Source organism: Novosphingobium ginsenosidimutans, from assembly GCF_007954425.1.
Lineage (GTDB): Bacteria > Pseudomonadota > Alphaproteobacteria > Sphingomonadales > Sphingomonadaceae > Novosphingobium > Novosphingobium ginsenosidimutans.
In genome coordinates, this window is sequence record NZ_CP042345.1 from 2,669,755 (window position 1) to 2,687,100 (window position 17,346).

Below are 17,346 nucleotides of genomic sequence, written 5' to 3' on the forward strand. Positions count from 1 at the left end.
AAGCAGGACTAATGAGCCAATTGGCCGGCAAGGTTGCCATCATAACGGGCGGCGGGCAGGGGGTCGGACTTGGGATAGCGCGCGCCTTTGCCGACGCCGGCGCCTCTATTGTGCTGACTGGCCGTACGCCCGAGAAGCTCCAGGGCGTCGCCGCCGGGCTCGAGGCGCGCGGCGCAAGGGTGGCAATCCATCCAGCCGATGTCCGCGTGCGCGCCGCCGCGGACAAGGTGGTCGCATACGCAGTGGACGCCTTCGGCGGCATCGACATCCTCGTCAACAATGCCCAGACAACCTTCCCCGGACTGATGCTGTCGGACTATACGGACGAGCAGATCGCCGCGACGGTGGAGTCCGGACTGTACGGCTCGATCTACTACATGCAGGCCGTGCGCCCGCACATGGTTGCGCGAGGCGGAGGGTCGATCATCAACCTGGGATCGCGGCAGGGGATCGTCGCGCCGGCGGGTTACTCCATCTACGGTGCCAGCAAGGAAGCCATTCGGGGACTGAGCCGCGCCGCGGCACGCGAATGGGGCCCGGACGGCATTCGCGTGAACGTGATCAACCCCTCGGCAATGTCGCCCGCCGCGCTCAAGTGGCTGGATCAATTCCCTGACGAGGCAGCCAAGAACCTCGCCGAGGTCTCGCTGAGGCGCTGGGGCGATGCCGAGAAGGACATCGGGCCGGTCGCCGTGTTCCTCGCCAGCGACGAGAGCCGCTACGTTTCGGGTCAGACAATCAACGTCGATGGGGGCATGGTGATGCTGTGATCACGATGGCGCCGGGCAACGAGCGACCCTCAGGCGCGCGAGCCCGAGGCTTCTGTTGTGCCATGGCCGTCAATTTGCCGGCAAGTCCCGTGGTAACAGCCGTACCGTTGAAGCATCTCGATCAGTGAGGTTGCCGGGTCGCTCTAGCGCGGTGTGTAAGACCTCGCATGGCCGCTGCGCAGTCCGCTGCTTCGGGTGATCGCGGACACGATATGCAACCATCCGGCTGGCCCTGCTGGAGGAATGGAGCGATTGCATTCGGTGAACCCGGATGGCAATCTAGCGAGTCTCAATGATGTCCAGCAATTCCGAACAAATCCGCGCCCGCGTCCCCCATGCGGTGACCCGCCCGGACCGTATTCCCGCGGCACGCTACTATGATCCGGAGTTCTACGAGCTTGAGAAGCAGTACCTCTGGCCAAGAGTGTGGCAGATGGCTTGCCGCCTCGACGAGATCCAGCGGCCCGGCGACTACGTGCTTTACGAGAACCTCGACCAGTCGATCATCGTGATGCGAGTGGACGACACTACGATCAAGGCGTTTCACAACCATTGCCGGCATCGCGGCGTGCAACTCGTCACGCGCAGCGGGCATAGCTCGGGCGGATTCATCTGTCCGTTCCATGGCTGGCGCTGGAACCGCGGCGGCGAGAACACTTTCGTCTTTACGCCCGAAGGCTACGCACCCGACAACCTCTGCGCCGATGAGCTGAACCTGGTGCCGGTCCGCTGCGAGGTCTGGGCGCACTGCGCGTTTATCAATCTGGACATGGATGCGCCCCCATTGCGCGCCTCGCTCGGCCACTTTGCCGAGCGGATGGAGCTTTGGAATCCGGAGGAACTGCGGGTCGAGTGGTGGAAGGCGGCGCGGATCCCTTGCAACTGGAAGCTGGCGATGGAGGCGTTCCAGGAAGGCTACCACGTCGCAATGACACACCCGCAGCTGTTGCCGCCGGGCGTAACGAACCGCGCGGGCGACGCGTTTTACGGTCGCATTCCGGAGGAGTACGTCACCCGCCAGTTGTGGACGACAATGGGCCCGGCGATGAAGATGGACTTCAATGCCCGCGAGTTTGCGGAAATGAACATCCATTTCATGAAGGAGCTCAACAGGGGCATGGCGGGAATGACCCACATGCAGGAAATCGAGGTCGCCGAGACGCTCGTCGACATGGACCTGCCGTCCAACCCGATGGAAGCGGGGGCAGTGTGGAACCGCGCCGTCAACGATGCCGTCATGAAGCACTACGAGAAAATGGGCGCCAACCCGCCCGATCTCAACGCACTCGATGCGATGGGTTTGGCCAGCGGCGTGAACTTTGCGTTTCCTCACTTCTTCCTGCTGCCCACTTATGGCAGCGCGAGCTCGTATCGTATCCGCCCCCTGGGGCCGGAGGAGTGCCTGTTCGAACTGTGGTCGCTCACGCGCTACCCAGCCGGCGAGGAGCGCCCCCGACCCGACGAACCAAAGCCGGTTCCGAGCAGCGATCCCTCCTGGCCGCCGATCCCGGCGCAGGACTACGCGAATTTGCCGCGCCAGCAGAAGGGCCTCCATGCCGGGTTCGAGTTCATGCGGCTTGCGGCGGAGTTCGAGGGGTTGATCAGCAATTACCAGCGGCTCATCGACGGCTACCTCGCCGAACTGCCAAAGGAAGCGCTGTTGGCGGCAGTGCAGCACGTCTCCGGCCCGATCGATGTGCCCGTGCGCGATTTGGGGTTCTGACCTAAGATCTGCCAGGTTTCCGAGGGTCAGATCGCAAGTGAATCAAGCCGAGCCGTCTGCTTGTCGCGCTTGCTATCTGGCGATTGCATTGACTTCCACGACCCGAGAATCTTGAGCGCTTTCCGGGCCTGCCTGGGCGCAGATGGCGGATCACCAACCAGCCGCGCGGAAAGCCCGGCCACCTGTCGCGCGTAGTGCCAGAGACAGCTGTGCTGTGTAGATCGTGGAGACCCGAACCCAGGCTCACGCCGCCCCATTGCCTGGCATACCTTGCCGCGCGCTTCCCCGCCGGGCAGTCGTGATTGAGCGGCGTTACACCGCGCTCATCGTCCTGTAAATCGCGGCTGGCGCTTCTCCACGAAGGCCATGACGGCTTCACGGTGATCGTCGGACAAGGCCGAGATAGCTTCGAAGAACACGTTCGCGTCAACCATGCCCTCGACGTGGCGCCGTAGCGGCAAATTGATCGCCTGCTTGGTAAGGTTGATCGCAACAGTTGCGCCCGCTGCGAGTCGCTCGGCCATGCCAAAAGAGACTGCGTCCAATTCGGACATCGGCACCGCACGGTTTATAAGGCCTATCGCAGCAGCATCGCTCGCCAGGATCGGATCGCCGGTCATCAAGAATTCTCGGGCCCGCATGTACCCGATGAGCTGTGGCCAGATGAGCGCTCCGCCATCACCGGCGGCATACCCGACTGCAACATGCGGATCAGCGATCCGCGCGGTCTCCACCGCGTAGCACAAGTCCGAGAAGAGCGCGATTGTTGCACCCAGTCCGATTGCATGGCCATTGAGCCGCGCGATCAGTGGCTTCTCGAGCCGAAGCAGGGCATGAAGCAATCGGCGGGCCTCGATGAATCCATCGAGGGTACGACGCGCATCATCGAGCAGGTCGCGCATGTCCTGGATGTCGCCGCCGGCCGAAAAGGCTCGCTCGCCCGCACCCGTTATAACGATCACCTTGGTCTCAGGGTCGTGGTTTGCATCTTCCAGCACGCGGCGCAGCTCGTCATGCATCGAGTCGCTGATGGCATTGGACGGAGGATTGTCGAGCGTGAGCACCAGGATGCCGTTTGTTCGGCGCTCCAAGCGCAGGTTCTCGCAATAGTCGTACATCGGTTTCCTTTCTCACGCTGACATCTGTCATGCCGCTAAAGACGGGGCAATGGCCAGCAGCCCCGGTGATGATATCGCGCATGCGGTGTGCGGATCGGTTGACGCGGCTTTCATCGCCCATTTGATCAGCAACTGTCATTTCTTGACCGGCAACCGCTCCTTGGCGACCCCTTTCGCCCCAACTCATTGGAAACAGCATGACCGAACAGGCGATCTATCGGCGCTTCCAGCAATCTGCACGCATCCATGCGGACTCCATCGCCATCCGCAGCGAATCGGGCGACTTGACGTTCGCCGGGCTCGAGACTGCCAGCCGCGAAGTCGGGCGAGGGCTGATGGCACTCGGCGTCGCACGTGGGGACCGGGTGGCGATATGGGGCGTCAACAGTGCACCATGGGTTGTTGCCGCGCTTGGAATCCAGGCGGCAGGTGCCACGCTGGTGCCGATCGGCACGCGGCTGCGCGGTCGCGAAGCCGAAGGCATACTCGTGGACTCTGGCGCCCGAGTGCTGCTTTGTGACCGGCGCTTTGGTGAATTCGACTACGTCGACGCGATCCTTGCCCGGGACGTGCCGGCACTGGAACGCATTGTCGTCCTCGATGCGCCCGGCGATGAAAATGAAAGTACGCGGGTAATCGGACTTGATTCACTCAGGGCAATCGGAACGCAAATCGAGGATGCCGCGCTCGACGCCCGCATCGCCGAGGCGACGGGCGATGACATCGTCGACATCATCTTCACCTCGGGCACCACCGGCAAGCCCAAGGGCGTGCCGATGACGAGCGCGCAAAGCTTGATCGCATGCGAAGCACAGCGCGAAGAACTGACCCGATTCACGCCGAGCGACGTCTTCGCGGTAACTTATCCCTTCGCTCACAATGCCGGCTATCGAGCCGGTTGGCAGGTCTCGGTGCTTTACGGCGTCCGCATCTTGCCGGTGAGCACCTTCGACCCGGGCGACCTGCTGAGGCTGATCGAACGTGAGAAGGTGACCTTTCTGCCAACGGCGCCGCCGGTTGCCCAAGGCATCATCGACCATCCTGACCGGCCCCATACCGATCTTTCGAGCGTGCGCATCGTCGCGACCGGTGGTACCACCATCCCTGTTCGCCAAGTGGATGAACTTCGCGCCGCGTTCGGGCCGGGTACACAGGTGCAAACCGGGTATGGCCTGACCGAGACCGCCGGCTCGGTCACTTCTACCATGCCTGACGATCCGTCCGAGGTTGTCGCGAAGACAGTCGGGCGGGCGCTCTCGATGCTCGAGGTAAAGATTGTCGGGCCCGACCATGTCGAACTGCAGGTAGGCGAAGTCGGCGAGATCGCGGTGCGTGGGCCGCAGGTCCTCAAGGGCTACTACAACAACCCGGAGGCGACCGCTGCAGCCTTTACCGCCGATGGGTTTTTCCTGACCGGTGACGCCGGGTCGGTCGATGCACATGGCAATTTTTCGATCACCGACCGGATCAAGGACATGTACCTGGTCGGCGGATTCAATTGCTATCCGGCCGAGATCGAAGGGATGATGCAGGGCATGCCCGGTGTGGGCAAGGTGGCAGTGATCGGGGTGGACGATGCGCGGCTCGGCCAGGTTGGCCGTGCGTTTATCGTCAGGCAGCCCGGTGCCACGTTGACGGAGGAGCAGGTGATCGCCTGGTGTCGGAGTGAAATGGCAAACTACAAGGTGCCGCGCTCGGTCAGGTTCCTCGATGCGCTGCCACTGAATGCGACTGGCAAGGTAGCAAAGGTCGAACTCAGGGCAATGGACTGAGTTCGCCGCAGCGATTCTTGGGACCGCGCCGCCAACCGACGTGATTGCAGGTTGGGCTCGACGGCGTGCAAATGGTACAGCAGATTTGAGACTGGGGGCCGGGCTCAGGAAGCCGCGACATTTCAGGACTTCAGTGGACGCCGATCCGTTCGGCGCGCAAGGCGGCCCTGCGGACTTTTCCGGCATCATCGCGTACGCGCTCGTATGTGAATTCCGCTGATCTTGGCCGCTTGAACGAAGCGAGGCGCTCCAAGCCGGCAGCAAGAAATGCCAAGGCAGCATCAGCCTTTGGCACCTCGACGTGCTGCGCCAGTTCAATTATTGCGTGCACACGATTGCCGAGATCGGGGTCCGGTAACCCGATCACGGCTGCGCAGAGCACCCCGGGGACCTGCTCCAGCGCCGCTTCCACCTCAGCGGGCCAGACATTGACGCCGCCGACCAGTATCATGTCGGTGCGCCGGTCCGCGATGAAGAGATATCCGTCTGCATCGAGCCATCCCATGTCGCCCAGACCATCCAGATCGCCACGAATGCGGCTTTCTGCGCCTATGTAGCGATAGCTTGTGCCCACTCCTGCTGCTCGTCGGAAAAAAATTTCTCCAATCTCTCCCGGTGGCAGAGGGGTCCCGTCCGGCCCGGCAATGATGATGGTGTCGCCCGCATTGGCGCGGCCTACAGAGCCCGGATGCTCGAGCCATTCGGTGCCGTTGATCAGGGTCGAGCCTAGACGCTCGGTTGATCCGTAGACCTCCCATAGTGTCTCGGGGGCCACCTTCGAAAGCCACCAGCGCTTCACGTCTTCAGGACAGGGAGCGGAAGAGTGCATAATGAATCGGAACGACGAGAGATCAGCAGCGATCGTTATCGCGGGATCGAGTCGGGCAATCCTGCTCATCATCGTGGGCACCATTGTCGCTACCGTGGCCTGGTACCGTTCTGCCAGCCGCAACCACTCAACCGGCTCGAATCGCTCCATGCAGATCACATGGCTGCCCTCGGCAAGGCCTACGATGACGAAGGCGAAGGGCGCTGCATGGTAGAGCGGCCCTGCGCACAGCACTGTGCTCAACGGTGGGCGGTAGAGATTGACCTTGTCGGGACCCCACCCCGAATTGCGAGGGTCGACAATCAGTTTCGGTCGCCCCGTACTCCCGCCACTTGCCAGGATCTTCCCTGGCGTGGATAGGGCAGGGGGCAGGGGACGGTCATCCAGTTCGCCTGAAAGCGGCGCATCGATATCAAAGAGTGAGGAGGCGCTAGCCGGAGTTTGGGATGTCCCGATGACCAACCTTGGTTCAGCGAGCTCCAGCACCTCACGGAACTCGCTCGGTGTCAAACGATGGGAAACCGAGCACGGGGTCGCGCCGAGCTTCCAGATCGCGTTTATTGCCAGCGCGTGGTCCGGTCGGTTGGGCATGGAAACCACCACGCGGTCGCCGCTGGCGACGCCGCGCAGCGCGAGGGCTCTAGCAAGGACGTTTGCCCGGGAATCGCATTGTCGGAACGAGAGCGTTTCACCGTCAAACGTGAAGGCCGGAGCGTCCGGCCGGAGCGCCGCATGGGCACTCAGCAGCATGCCCATCGGCGCGCCTGGACGGGGGAGGCCATTGTCGTCGAGCCAGTCTGCTGCTGCGAATTGCTGATCTTTCATCTAGCGAGGCCAACCCTATCTTAGCGTAAGGCGTTCTGGCCGCCGTCAACCGGCATGACCAGTCCAGTGATCATCGCCGCTTCCGCCGAGCAGAGGAACACCACCGCTGCAGCGATTTCTTCCGGGCTGGCAGGGCGCTTCAGGATCTGGTCACCGGCAAGTTCGACCTGTTGCTCCGGAGTGAACATTTCCGAGACGATCTTGGTGGCCACCAACCCCGGCGCGACACAATTCACACGTATGCCATAGGGCCCGTAAGCACGCGCGGCATGTGCCGTCATCTGGATTACTCCAGCTTTGGCCCCGGCATAGATGATGTCCGCGGCCGGACTGGTGCTAATGCCGGCCATCGAAGCGGTGTTGACGATGGCACCGTGCCCCTGCGCCCGCATCACTGGCAATTCATGGCGGAGGCCGAGGAACACCGACTTGAACGATAGATCACTGACGAACTGATAGTCATTATCGGTCAGGTCCTCCAGCGGTTTGCCCACGCCGCAGCCTACGTTGTTGTGCGCGAAGTCGAGTGAGCCGAACCGCTCAGTCGTCGCGCGCACGAGATTTTCTACCGATGCACCGTCGGTTGCATTGCAGAGAATTGCTTCGGCCGTTCCGCCTGCGACACGGATCATCCGTACGGTTTCCTGAGCACCGGCCAGATCGATATCGGCAACCATCACTTGCGCACCGCGGCGAGCGAAGGCTGTGGCCGATGCTCGGCCGATACCCGCACCGGCGCCGGTGACGAGAGCGGTCCTTCCGGCAAAGGATCGGGCAACCATCGTCGGATACGTCTCCTCAGCGATCGTTTGCATCCCCGCCTCCTTCATCGAGGCGCGGACATGTTGTCCGTAGTGCTCCGGGCGGGAGGCTCCAGCTTTCGCGACGCTCCCGTCCTGACAACGCAGAAACGTACATCGGGTCCTGGCCCGAGGACGACACTCAGCTCGTCGATATCGCGGGCGTGATCGATTGTGCCACCGCGGTGGATGGTGAGGCCAATGAACTTGGTTCGTCGAGCGCGCGCCGATGACCTTTGCCTTTGCCGACCTTCAGCAGACGGAGCTGCCTTAACGTAGTGCTCCGATGACGGCTGCCGCTGGCTGGAGTAGCGCACGGATGCGAACGAGTTCCGTGCCGACGGGGCGCAGGGCGTCGGCGGTCCAGGTGGCGCTGAGACCGCTGCAGCTGAGGCCCCAGTATCGCGGGGCCGCGCCACCCTCGATCAGTGGAACCGAGGCGGCGGCATATTGCCCGTCGAACATGTCAGTCAGAACTACATAGCCGTGTTCGGCAAAATGGGCTGCGGCCGCCTCGATCCGCTCTTTTCGGCGGGGCCAAGCGGCTGGATCGCGTTCGGCGATCGTCTGTAGCGCGCGATTGCGATCTTCGTCCGGGAGCACGGCAAGGACCGCAAGCCCGGCGGACGAGGAGGTTGGCGACGCTCGCCAGCCGACGGGCTGGCCGGGCACGACGAAGGTACCCATCGTCTGGTCTATCGAGAGCATCTCGTCGCCGCTGTACAGGCTCAGCGCAACGGTGGTCCCGACCCGGGTGGTCAACTGCTCCATATAGGGCCGCACCAGCGCCCTCAGGTCCTGTCCCTGCGCGGCCGCGTATCCCAGGGTCAGCGCCGGCGCGCCGATGCTGAGCGCTGAGTTGCCCGGTGCCTTCACCAGAAAACCTTTGTCGATCAGCGTGCTGCAGAGCCGCCAGGTGGTGGGTTGGCTGAGCCCGACACGCCGCGCCAATTCGGAGACGGTGAAATGGGCGCCCGGCCGGTCGAAGCACTGGAGGATCGCAAGGCCGCGCGCGAGTGCAGTGACTCCACTGTCGCGGCGCGACTCGGATCTGGTTGACTTATTCGTCATCATGGGTATATCTCAATCATCTAGCGAATATATTACTCATCTGTCGAATAAATCAAGCACTAAATGTTCAAGGAGACCTGCGATGGAAGGCTACCAGGCGACATTCACCCAGGACACGCCGATAGAGGCGGTGGATTGGCCGATGAACCGCGAGGTGCAGGATAGTGGCTGGCGCCCGCCCGCCGGCACGCGGGTCATCTCGGTTGATGACCATGGAATGGAAGAGGAAGGTCTTTGGGAGAAGCGCATGTCCGGCGCGGACCGCGAGCGTGCGCCGCGCCTGTGGCAGGACAAGGCCGACGACCGCTGGCACATGACGGTCGACGGGATGAACTATGACGTTCCCGGCATTGAGGGTCTGATCGGCGAGGGGCGCCCTGGCTTCTGGGACGCGAAGGAGCGCCTCAAGGACATGGACGCCGAGGGAATCGACGTCTCGCTGTTCTTCCACAGCCGTGCGATGTCGCTGGTACGGATGGAGGACAAGGCGTTCTTCGCCCGTTGCATGGATGCCTACAATGAGTGGCTCGGAGAGTTGTGTGCGGCCAATCCGCAGCGGCTGGTCGGCGTCGGCATCTTGCCCACGATCTACAACCCGGCGGACACCGCGGCCTATATCGAGAAGTTCAAAGGTTGGGGCCTCAAGGCGCTTGAAATCCCCTCGGCGCCCAAGAATGTGCCCTACAATGCTTCCGCAATGGAGCCGATGTGGGAGGCCATCGCGGATAGCGGCATTCCGGTGATGTTCCACGTCGGCGCCTATCTCGAATTCCGGGGCAAGGGGGCAACCGGCGCTAACCTGACCAAGAACCTCGGGCCCTATCGTCCGCTGTGGTCGCTGCTAGCGTTCTCGGGCATTCTCGAGCGCCACCCCAACCTAAAGGTCGTGTTCTGCGAGGGCGGCTTCGGTTGGGTGCCGTGGACGCTGCAGGACGCCGATCGGATCTATCAGGTCTATGAGACGGAGATGAAGCCGAAGCTCAAGGAGCTACCGAGCTACTATTTCCGGCGCCAGTGCTATTCAGCCATCATGACCGACGACGTCGGGTTGAAGCTCGCCGGAGAATACAACCTCACCGACAACCTGCTGTGGTCGTGCGACTATCCACACGGCGAGAGCGTGTTTGGCGAATCGCGCAATGAGATCCGCAAGATCTTCGACGTGCTCGGCGAGGAGCGCGCCAAAGACGTGGTAGGCCGCAATGCGGCGAAGCTCTGGAATCTCTGAACGGTCAACGCGAGCATGGAACGAGGCCCGGTCCCGAAATTGCGGACAGGGCCTCTGCGCAGTTCGAGCCGAGAAGGTCTCGACCCGAGAGGTTCCCAGGCGTCTTCGGTACGGAGAAGTCCTCGCGGCGCGTCAAGTGCGCGCCGCGAGGTCGCGAGAGGCACCCCGCGCCTGCCGTTTCTGTTGACCGGACTGCGCTAGCGAGCGAACCAGGTCCTCAAGAGGCGGCGAGTCTCGCCATGTGGAAGTCGATGTCGCCGCTCAGCTTCTCAAGCGTCAGCAGGTAGCGGTAGTGGTGACCGACTTCATATTCGTCGGTCAGGCCATAGCCACCGTGAAGCTGGATAGCCTGTCGCGAAACGAGCTGGCCGGCTTCTCCGATCGTGATCGCGGCAAGCGAGATCGACCGGCTTCGCTCGGCCGCTGGCCGGTCGGCGTGCGCGAGGGCCTGGTAGAGCGCCGAACGCGACTGGTGGGCGGCCACGAACATGTCGGCCATGATATGCTGCAGTGCCTGAAAGCTCCCGATCGGCTGGCCGAACTGCCGGCGTTCCTTAAGGTAGGCCGAGCAGATCCGCAGCACTTCTTCCATCGAGCCGACGGCCTGCGCGAGGCGCGCGAGCCGGCCCTGGTCGAGTGCCGCCCCAAGCAGCGCCTCGGCCGTGGTGCCGGTTGCGAGCACCGCGTCGGGCCCCAGCCACACGTTTTCGAATTGCAGGTCTGCGGCGCGGCTCCCATCCAGCAACGGATAGGCGTCCGCGGCGATGCCGGCATTGTCCGAGGGCACCAGTATCAAGGCAAGCCCGCGTCCGGGAATATCAGCCGAGACGACGAGGTGCGTCGCTAGCGGCGCATCGACCGCGAAGAACTTTTGGCCGTTCAGAATGTAGCCGTTGCCATCGGGCGTCAGCGTCACGCGGCGGGGCGCAACCTCGGCGTACCGCTCGCCGGGCTCGCCATGGACCAGCGCGATGAGGGCCGTTCCGCCGATCACCTGCTCGATGACAGCTGTCCGTGGCTCCTCTGCTGCGGCGAGCAGGTATGCCCCTTGCACGGCTGTGCCGACGAATGGCTGACAGACGCACTTGGTGCCGAAGGCGGCAGCAAGTACTGCGAGATCGACCGAACTCCCGCCTAGTCCGCCCAAGGTTTCCGGAACAGCCAGTGCCAGCCAGCCCAGTTCGGCAAAGGTGGCCCAGGCCTTCTCGTCGAGCCCGCTGCCGTTGTCGCGCAGGGCGCGCCGATGCTCGAGTGTAAAGCGCTCGGCGATGTAGCGCTCGGCGCTGTCAAGCAGCATGCGCTGCAGGTCGGAAGTGTTGAACTCCATGGCAGGTCCTTCAGAGGCCGAAAGCGACTTTGGCAATGATGTTTTTCTGGATTTGCAACGTTCCGCCGTAGATCGTGGCAGCACGCAGGATGAGCGCCCGTTGCGTTACGTATTCGCTCTCCTCCGGCCACAACGGGCTGCGCGCCGGTCGCTTGTGAACTTCGTGCGGGTAGAGCCGGATCGATTGAACGCCCTGCAGGTCTACATGCAGTTCGCTGATCGCCTGCTGGAGCCGGGATCCCGCCACCTTGAGCACCGAAGCTGCTGCCGCTTCGGGGTACTGGAACGGCTCATCGCCTAGGGTGCGCAGCACCGACCATTCGAGCGCGGACACCTCGGCTTCGAGGCGGGCGAGCCGGCCTTGAAAACGCGGGTGCTTGTCGAGGGTGACGCCGTCAAGCGAATGGCTGGCTGCCATTGCCTTCGCGAGCGCTACTTCCTTTTTGTTGAAGTAGATGAACGAGCTGGTGGTACGCTCATGGTCGAGCAGAAATTTGGCGTAAGTCCAACCCGCACCTTCTTCGCCCACAAGGTTGGTGGCAGGCACTTCCACGTTATCGAGGAATACTTCGCAAAGATCTGACTCTCCGTTGATCTGCGGAATGCGTCGGATGGTTACGCCCGCGCTCTTCATGTCGATGAGGAGAAAGGAGATTCCGCGTTGCGGTTTGACTGTCGGATCGGTGCGGACAAGAAAGAAGCCCCAGTCCGAGGCCCACGCGGAACTCGTCCAGATCTTCTGCCCGTTGACGACATAGACATCGCCTTTGCGCACCGCCACAGTACGAAGGTTGGCAAGGTCCGAACCATTGCCCGGTTCTGAAAATCCTTGTGCCCAGTAGAAGTCGCCATTGCGGATCGCGGGGAGGAAGCGCGCCTTCTGTTCCTCAGACCCGAATGTGTAGACTACCGGCCCAACCATGTGCGTGCCACCCCAGCAGGAGTCCGGAGCGAAGGAGCGGATCATTTCGTCCTGAAAAACGAAGAGCTGCAGCGGCGTCCACCCGCATCCGCCATGCTCGACCGGCCAATGCGGCACGGTCCAGCCGCGTCTCGCGAGGATGCGTGTCCATTCAAGGACATCAACGGGATCGGACTGAAGACCACCGAACCGCCGCTGGCGGTCCCTTATGTCGTTCGGGAGGTCCTCGGCAATGGCACTTCGGACCATTTGCCTGAACTCCTCGAGACCCTCGTCCAACCGGAAATCCATGACTCGCTTCTCCCGTTTCGACTTTCTTCAGTCGATGATGTGCCCTTAGTCTACCGCCAGGATCGCCAGCGCTTGTGCCGAGAGCACACCGCCGTTGCCCTGCGCAATCGCAGTCCGAACACCCGGTAGCTGACGTGCGCCAGCTTCGCTCCTTAGCTGGCGCACGGCCTCCACGATCGTGAACAGGCCGTACATGCCCGGATGCGTGCACGAGAGCCCGCCGCCGTTAGTGTTGACTGGCAGCTTGCCGCCCGGCGCGATTGCCCCGCCTTCCACGAACCGGCCGCCTTCGCCTTTCGGGCAGAAACCGAGGTCTTCAAGGAGCATGATCGTGTTGATCGTGAACGCGTCATAGAGTTCGACTATGTCAATATCCTGTGGACCCAGGCCAGCTGCGGAATAGGCACGGGCACTGCATTCGACCAGCGCGGTGCGGGTCAGATCGGGCATCGCTGAAATGAACGCGTGGGTCGTCGAGCTCGCCGCAGCAAGAACTTTGACCGGCTTCTTGGCCAGATCCCTCGCCCGGTCTGACCGCGTGAGTACCACTGCCGCCGCGCCGTCCGTCACCAGGCAGCAGTCAAGCACCGACAATGGATCGGAGACCATGCGCGAGGCGCGATAGTCGTCCAGGGTCATCGGATCGCGCTTGACCGCTTCAGGATTTAGGGTTGCCCACGCCCGTGCCGCAACCGCCACTTCGCCAAGCTGATCCTTCGTCGTGCCGAACTCGTGCATATGCCGAGCTGCTGCAAGCGCATAGCCGCTGACCGGAAGGAGTGGCTTGTAGCGTGCCTCGTAGGGCCAAGGCCGGGAGGCGTTCGAAAGCTTGCCGGTTGCCGAGGCTTGGTTGGAACCGAACGCGACCAAAGCGCAATCGATCAGGCCTGCGTCAAGCAGCCAGGCGGCGCGTTCCAGATAGCTCTGGAACACGTTTCCGCCGGTACGACTGTTGTCCAGGACGCGGGGTTGAATTCCGAGATACTGCGCAAAACTCAAGGCGCCGCCAAAGGTGTCGACATTATTCGTGTAGAACAATCCGTCGACATCGGCAAAGCTCAGTCCCGCCTCCCGCAACGCATCACGCGCGGCGTTCGCAGCCATATCGTGCGGCTCGTAGCCCGGTGCCCGGTCTGTCCCGAATGTGCCGACGCCGACAATCGCGGTTTTTCCCCGGGGGAACATCTCGTCGCTCATGCTGCAGCTGCCTCGTCGTGGGTAGCTTCAGGTACGAAGACCACAAGAGGACCGTCTTCCCCATCGATGATGCGAGCGCGTACCGCCATGCCGATGCGCACTTCGGCCGGATCGATGCCCTCCACCCGGCTCATCATCCGCGGTCCCTCAGCGAGGTCGACAAGGGCGACATTGAAGTTCGGCTCTGGAGGGCGCTTGCGCACCACCGTCGTCGAGTGAACGACCCCAATCCCCGAAGCTTCGACCCACTCCAGGTCTTCGCCGGTGCCCGGCGCCACAACGCGGGGGAAAAACACGTGCTTGCCGGACAGCGTCCCCCGCTGGATCATGAAGCGGCCCTGCGCGAGGAACGCCATGAACTGTTCGTCCGGCCCCGTTTTCGGATCGGTCTCCGTCATTTCCTCAACCCGCCTGTAGCTTATGCGGCCAAAGCGCAATTGCTGCGCGGCATCCTTGTAGATGGAAGAAGCATCCAACGCGCCCCGGCGCATGCGATGATCGCGGTGCCGATATCTCGGCCCGGCCGCTTGCTCGAAAGTGTCCGGATGCCGATCCTGAGTTGGATGGGCACGATGAGCACAGCGCGCGGGCGTTTCGCTGGTACACTGTTTGACCTTTCCGGTCGAAGAGCCTTGGTGACTGGCGCCAGCCGCGGGATCGGCCGTGCGATAGCCCACCGGCTGGCCCAGCACGGTGCTGATGTGGTGATCTGCGCTCGCAAGGCCGAGGCGCTTGTCGCCGTTGCCGACGCCATCAACATGGCCAATCCTGGACGTGCAGTTGCAATATCCGCAAATATCAGCCGGCCCGATGAGGTCGAGGAACTGGCCAGCGAAGCGCAAGCCGCATTTGGGGGGATTGATATACTCGTCGCCAACGCCGGGCTGCACATCCACAACGGGCCGAGTGCGACGATGAACGACGCAATTCTCCAGAAGACCATCGACGGCAACTTCGGTGCGCTGCACCGGCTCAGCCAGAAGTTTCTGCCAGGCATGAGAATGCGCGGATGGGGGAGGATCATCAACATCGGCACTATTGCCGCGCACTTTGGCAGCGGGGTCTATCATAGCTATACGCTAAGCAAGGCCATCGCCATGCAGTATGTGCGCAACATCGCGGTTGAGCATGGCCCGTCCGGCGTTCGCGCCAACACCGTCTCGCCGGGACTAGTGCGAACCACAATGGCGGGAGCGATCCTCGACAACCCGGAAGAGCTCGCGAAGGAAATGGTTCGCTCGACCGTGGGGCGAATGGGTGAGCCGGACGAGATCGCCGGCGTTGTTGTCATGCTTGCCAGCGAAGCCGGAGGCTATGTCAACGGTCAAACCATAGCAGTCGATGGGGGACAGACGATCCGCTACGTCGTCTAGGCGCGGAACGGTCGCAACACCGGCCACTCGAAACGCCACAGGTATGACCGGGCCGCCGAACAATCAGGCCCAAGGGTCGACATGAACCTTTGTCTCGGTATTCTCGCCGCGCAACCGATCGATCATGTCCGGCAGGTCGTCGAGCCCAATATTGCTGGTAATCATTTGCCGTGGTTCAACATGCCCCGCGTCCATTGTGTCCACTGCGTAGCGGAACTCGGGCACCGTCCAGGCCATCGAGAAGGCGAGCTTGACCTGCTTGAACGTGCTGACACCGGGAATCACCGGGTCCGGTGCCATGCAGAATCCAAGGGAGACGACATGGCCGTTGGGCCTTACGAGATTGATCGACTGCTGAAGCAGTCCGACTGCGCCTGCCGCCTCGAATACGTAGTCCGGCATGCCGCCAAGCGCTTCGTTGATCCGCTCGGCCTCGCCTTCACCTGTCAAGACATAGTCATCGGCACCCAGCGTAAGCGCCATATCGCGCCGCCGCTCCGAACGTGACGCAGAGACCACTTTACCGGCGCCCAGCCGTCGTGCCCAGAAAGTGGCTGCAAGTCCGACCGCACCAGCGCCCAGCACGAGTACTTTGGCGCCGAGCGGCAACTGGGCGAGGCGCACGCCATGCAAGCCCACTGCGAGCGGCTCGATCAGCGCGCCATCATTTAGGCTCAGGGCAGCGGGAAGCTTCACTGCCGTGCGCTCTGCGATACGCATGTATTCGGCATAGCCGCCAGCATACGGGGCCATATTCGAGCACATCACGACCTGGCCTGCGTGGCACAGGTCGCAATGGCCGCAACCTGCTGCGGGCAGAGCCGTCACCCGGTCCCCGACCCTCAGCGTCTCCACGCCCTTTCCCACTGCAACGACTTCGCCCGAGAACTCGTGTCCTAGGACCGTGTCGCAAGGGAAGTCGTAGCCCCTTCCTGAAGTCATGTTGAGATCAGTGCCGCAGATGCCGCAGCGGCCGACACGGATAACGGCCTCGCCTTCGCCCGGGGTGGGGTCGGGGCGTTCCTCGATAGCCCAGGGCTTCCCTGCTTCCTTGAATACTGCAGCCCGCATCTGAACTCTCCCGGATCGATATGTTTCGACAAGTGCTAAGTGTCATCCTCCACCACGCCATCCCCGGATGGGGAGTAGCCGTGGCGGGGACGGCACTCAAACCGAAGCAGGCTGTCTCAAGGCGTGCCGCGATCGGTCGCCGCCAGGCTCGAAGCGTCGCAGGTACTCAGTCAGGCCGCGTGGCGTACGTTTGCGCGACGGATTGTACCAGGGCAGAAAGTTCGCCAGCAGTGGCAGCGCGGTGCGGAGCAGAAAACGGCGGAAGCGCTTCTCATCCTGGGCAAAGGCGGCCTGTTCGTCCGGCGTCATGGCAGCGCGGTCGGTTTCGGCAAGATAGGCGTACATCCGCTCCATGTAGCCCCGGTTCAGGTGGCGCACCGCGAACAGGAGACCGTAGATCCGGCAGAAGTACCCATTCCAGATCGCGTTCCACCAGCCGCGACCATAGATCGCGTGGTAGATATCGAAGCAGACGTGGCGGTGTTCGAATTCCTCGGCCATATGCCACTTCCACAGGTCGGTTAGATCCTGATCCGCCCCTTCAAGCCAACTTGCGCTCTTCTCGAACCAGACCCAGCCGGCCACCGCACCAAGCGACTCGAAGCCGTCGGCATAGGCAAGCAGGAACTTGAGGGAACGGTTCTGGAGCAATCGTTCGAGATCGTCCTCGAGCTCCTTCTCGATGTCTGCAAGGGCCGGATAGCCTTGCGCGATCAGGTGCTTATTGAACAGACGATGCTGACGGTAATGCTGTGATTCCTGCCCGATGAAATCATCCATGTCCTTGAGCAAGCGCGCTTCCGACGCGGGGACAAGCGGCCTGGCCCGCTGCAGGATACGGATCAGCCATGGCTCGATTGGGGTCGGGATGAACGAAGTGGCGTTCCGGTGGTGGGAAAACGCACGGCTCGGCGCCCAATGGGCGCGCACCCTGGAGTAATCGATATTGGGATAGCGGACCGTCAGTGCCACCAGACCCTTCTCCTCTTCCGGGCGCTGGGCAGGACAACTAGTTTAGAAGGCCGCGGC

The 17,346-nt window shown here is 62.6% G+C and carries 15 protein-coding genes; 5 read left to right on the top strand and 10 right to left on the bottom strand.

The annotated features are described in order from the left end of the window. The first annotated feature begins 11 nt into the window (after window positions 1-11). Together FRF71_RS13140 and FRF71_RS13145 are read left to right on the top strand one after the other, a co-directional pair. The gene (locus tag FRF71_RS13140; RefSeq protein WP_147091077.1) at window positions 12-770 is read left to right on the top strand and encodes an SDR family NAD(P)-dependent oxidoreductase; all 759 of its coding nucleotides are present in this window, start codon (window positions 12-14) and stop codon (window positions 768-770) included. A 295-nt stretch (window positions 771-1,065) separates the two neighbouring features. Further along, entirely contained in the window at window positions 1,066-2,493 is a 1,428-nt protein-coding gene (locus FRF71_RS13145) for an aromatic ring-hydroxylating oxygenase subunit alpha (protein ID WP_147091078.1), read from the top strand. Between the two features lie 323 nt (window positions 2,494-2,816). On the opposite strand, the gene FRF71_RS13150 is transcribed toward FRF71_RS13145, so the two are convergent. Beyond that, window positions 2,817-3,611 carry an enoyl-CoA hydratase/isomerase family protein gene (locus tag FRF71_RS13150; RefSeq protein WP_147091079.1) on the bottom strand — a complete coding sequence of 265 codons (795 nt, stop codon included), beginning with the start codon at window positions 3,609-3,611 and terminating at the stop codon, window positions 2,817-2,819. 197 nt (window positions 3,612-3,808) lie between these two features. Here FRF71_RS13150 and FRF71_RS13155 point away from each other — a divergent pair, with 197 nt between their 5' ends. Further along, window positions 3,809-5,383, top strand: a complete 1,575-nt coding sequence (locus FRF71_RS13155) for an AMP-binding protein (protein ID WP_147091080.1) — start codon at window positions 3,809-3,811, stop codon at window positions 5,381-5,383. 130 nt (window positions 5,384-5,513) lie between these two features. Here FRF71_RS13155 and FRF71_RS13160 read toward each other — a convergent pair whose 3' ends face one another. From FRF71_RS13160 to FRF71_RS13170, 3 genes are all read right to left on the bottom strand, one after another. Continuing rightward, window positions 5,514-7,037, bottom strand: a complete 1,524-nt coding sequence (locus FRF71_RS13160; RefSeq protein WP_147091081.1) for an AMP-binding protein — start codon at window positions 7,035-7,037, stop codon at window positions 5,514-5,516. A gap of 20 nt (window positions 7,038-7,057) precedes the next feature. Further along, window positions 7,058-7,852 (bottom strand): SDR family NAD(P)-dependent oxidoreductase, encoded by a 795-nt coding sequence (locus FRF71_RS13165; RefSeq protein ID WP_161597967.1) that lies wholly within the window; start codon window positions 7,850-7,852, stop codon window positions 7,058-7,060. Between the two features lie 255 nt (window positions 7,853-8,107). Then, window positions 8,108-8,911, bottom strand: coding sequence for an IclR family transcriptional regulator (locus FRF71_RS13170; RefSeq protein WP_147091083.1), 804 nt, complete (start codon window positions 8,909-8,911; stop codon window positions 8,108-8,110). A 79-nt stretch (window positions 8,912-8,990) separates the two neighbouring features. Between FRF71_RS13170 and FRF71_RS13175 the strand changes: the two genes are divergently transcribed. After that, complete coding sequence (locus tag FRF71_RS13175) at window positions 8,991-10,136, top strand: amidohydrolase family protein (protein ID WP_161597968.1); 1,146 nt, start codon at window positions 8,991-8,993, stop codon at window positions 10,134-10,136. 217 nt (window positions 10,137-10,353) lie between these two features. Here the strand turns inward: FRF71_RS13175 and FRF71_RS13180 are convergent, their stop codons facing one another. Genes FRF71_RS13180 through FRF71_RS13195 form a run of 4 tightly spaced genes read right to left on the bottom strand, consistent with a single transcriptional unit; the run spans window position 10,354 to window position 14,271 of the window. Continuing rightward, window positions 10,354-11,463, bottom strand: coding sequence for an acyl-CoA dehydrogenase family protein (locus tag FRF71_RS13180; protein ID WP_147091085.1), 1,110 nt, complete (start codon window positions 11,461-11,463; stop codon window positions 10,354-10,356). A 10-nt stretch (window positions 11,464-11,473) separates the two neighbouring features. Continuing rightward, window positions 11,474-12,676 (bottom strand): acyl-CoA dehydrogenase family protein, encoded by a 1,203-nt coding sequence (locus FRF71_RS13185; RefSeq protein WP_147091086.1) that lies wholly within the window; start codon window positions 12,674-12,676, stop codon window positions 11,474-11,476. 45 nt (window positions 12,677-12,721) lie between these two features. Beyond that, window positions 12,722-13,873 carry an acetyl-CoA acetyltransferase gene (locus tag FRF71_RS13190; protein ID WP_147091087.1) on the bottom strand — a complete coding sequence of 384 codons (1,152 nt, stop codon included), beginning with the start codon at window positions 13,871-13,873 and terminating at the stop codon, window positions 12,722-12,724. After that, complete coding sequence (locus FRF71_RS13195) at window positions 13,870-14,271, bottom strand: Zn-ribbon domain-containing OB-fold protein (RefSeq protein ID WP_147091088.1); 402 nt, start codon at window positions 14,269-14,271, stop codon at window positions 13,870-13,872. The genes FRF71_RS13190 and FRF71_RS13195 overlap by 4 nt, the downstream gene beginning before the upstream one ends. Before the next feature lie 174 nt (window positions 14,272-14,445). On the opposite strand from FRF71_RS13195, the gene FRF71_RS13200 reads away from it, so the two are divergent. Continuing rightward, the gene (locus FRF71_RS13200) at window positions 14,446-15,246 is read left to right on the top strand and encodes an SDR family NAD(P)-dependent oxidoreductase (protein WP_161597969.1); all 801 of its coding nucleotides are present in this window, start codon (window positions 14,446-14,448) and stop codon (window positions 15,244-15,246) included. Between the two features lie 63 nt (window positions 15,247-15,309). Here the strand turns inward: FRF71_RS13200 and FRF71_RS13205 are convergent, their stop codons facing one another. Next, a complete protein-coding gene (locus FRF71_RS13205) occupies window positions 15,310-16,317 on the bottom strand; it encodes an alcohol dehydrogenase catalytic domain-containing protein (protein ID WP_147091090.1) in 1,008 nt (335 codons plus the stop codon). Between the two features lie 96 nt (window positions 16,318-16,413). After that, window positions 16,414-17,289, bottom strand: a complete 876-nt coding sequence (locus FRF71_RS13210; protein WP_161597970.1) for a metal-dependent hydrolase — start codon at window positions 17,287-17,289, stop codon at window positions 16,414-16,416. Between the last annotated feature and the right edge of the window lie 57 nt (window positions 17,290-17,346).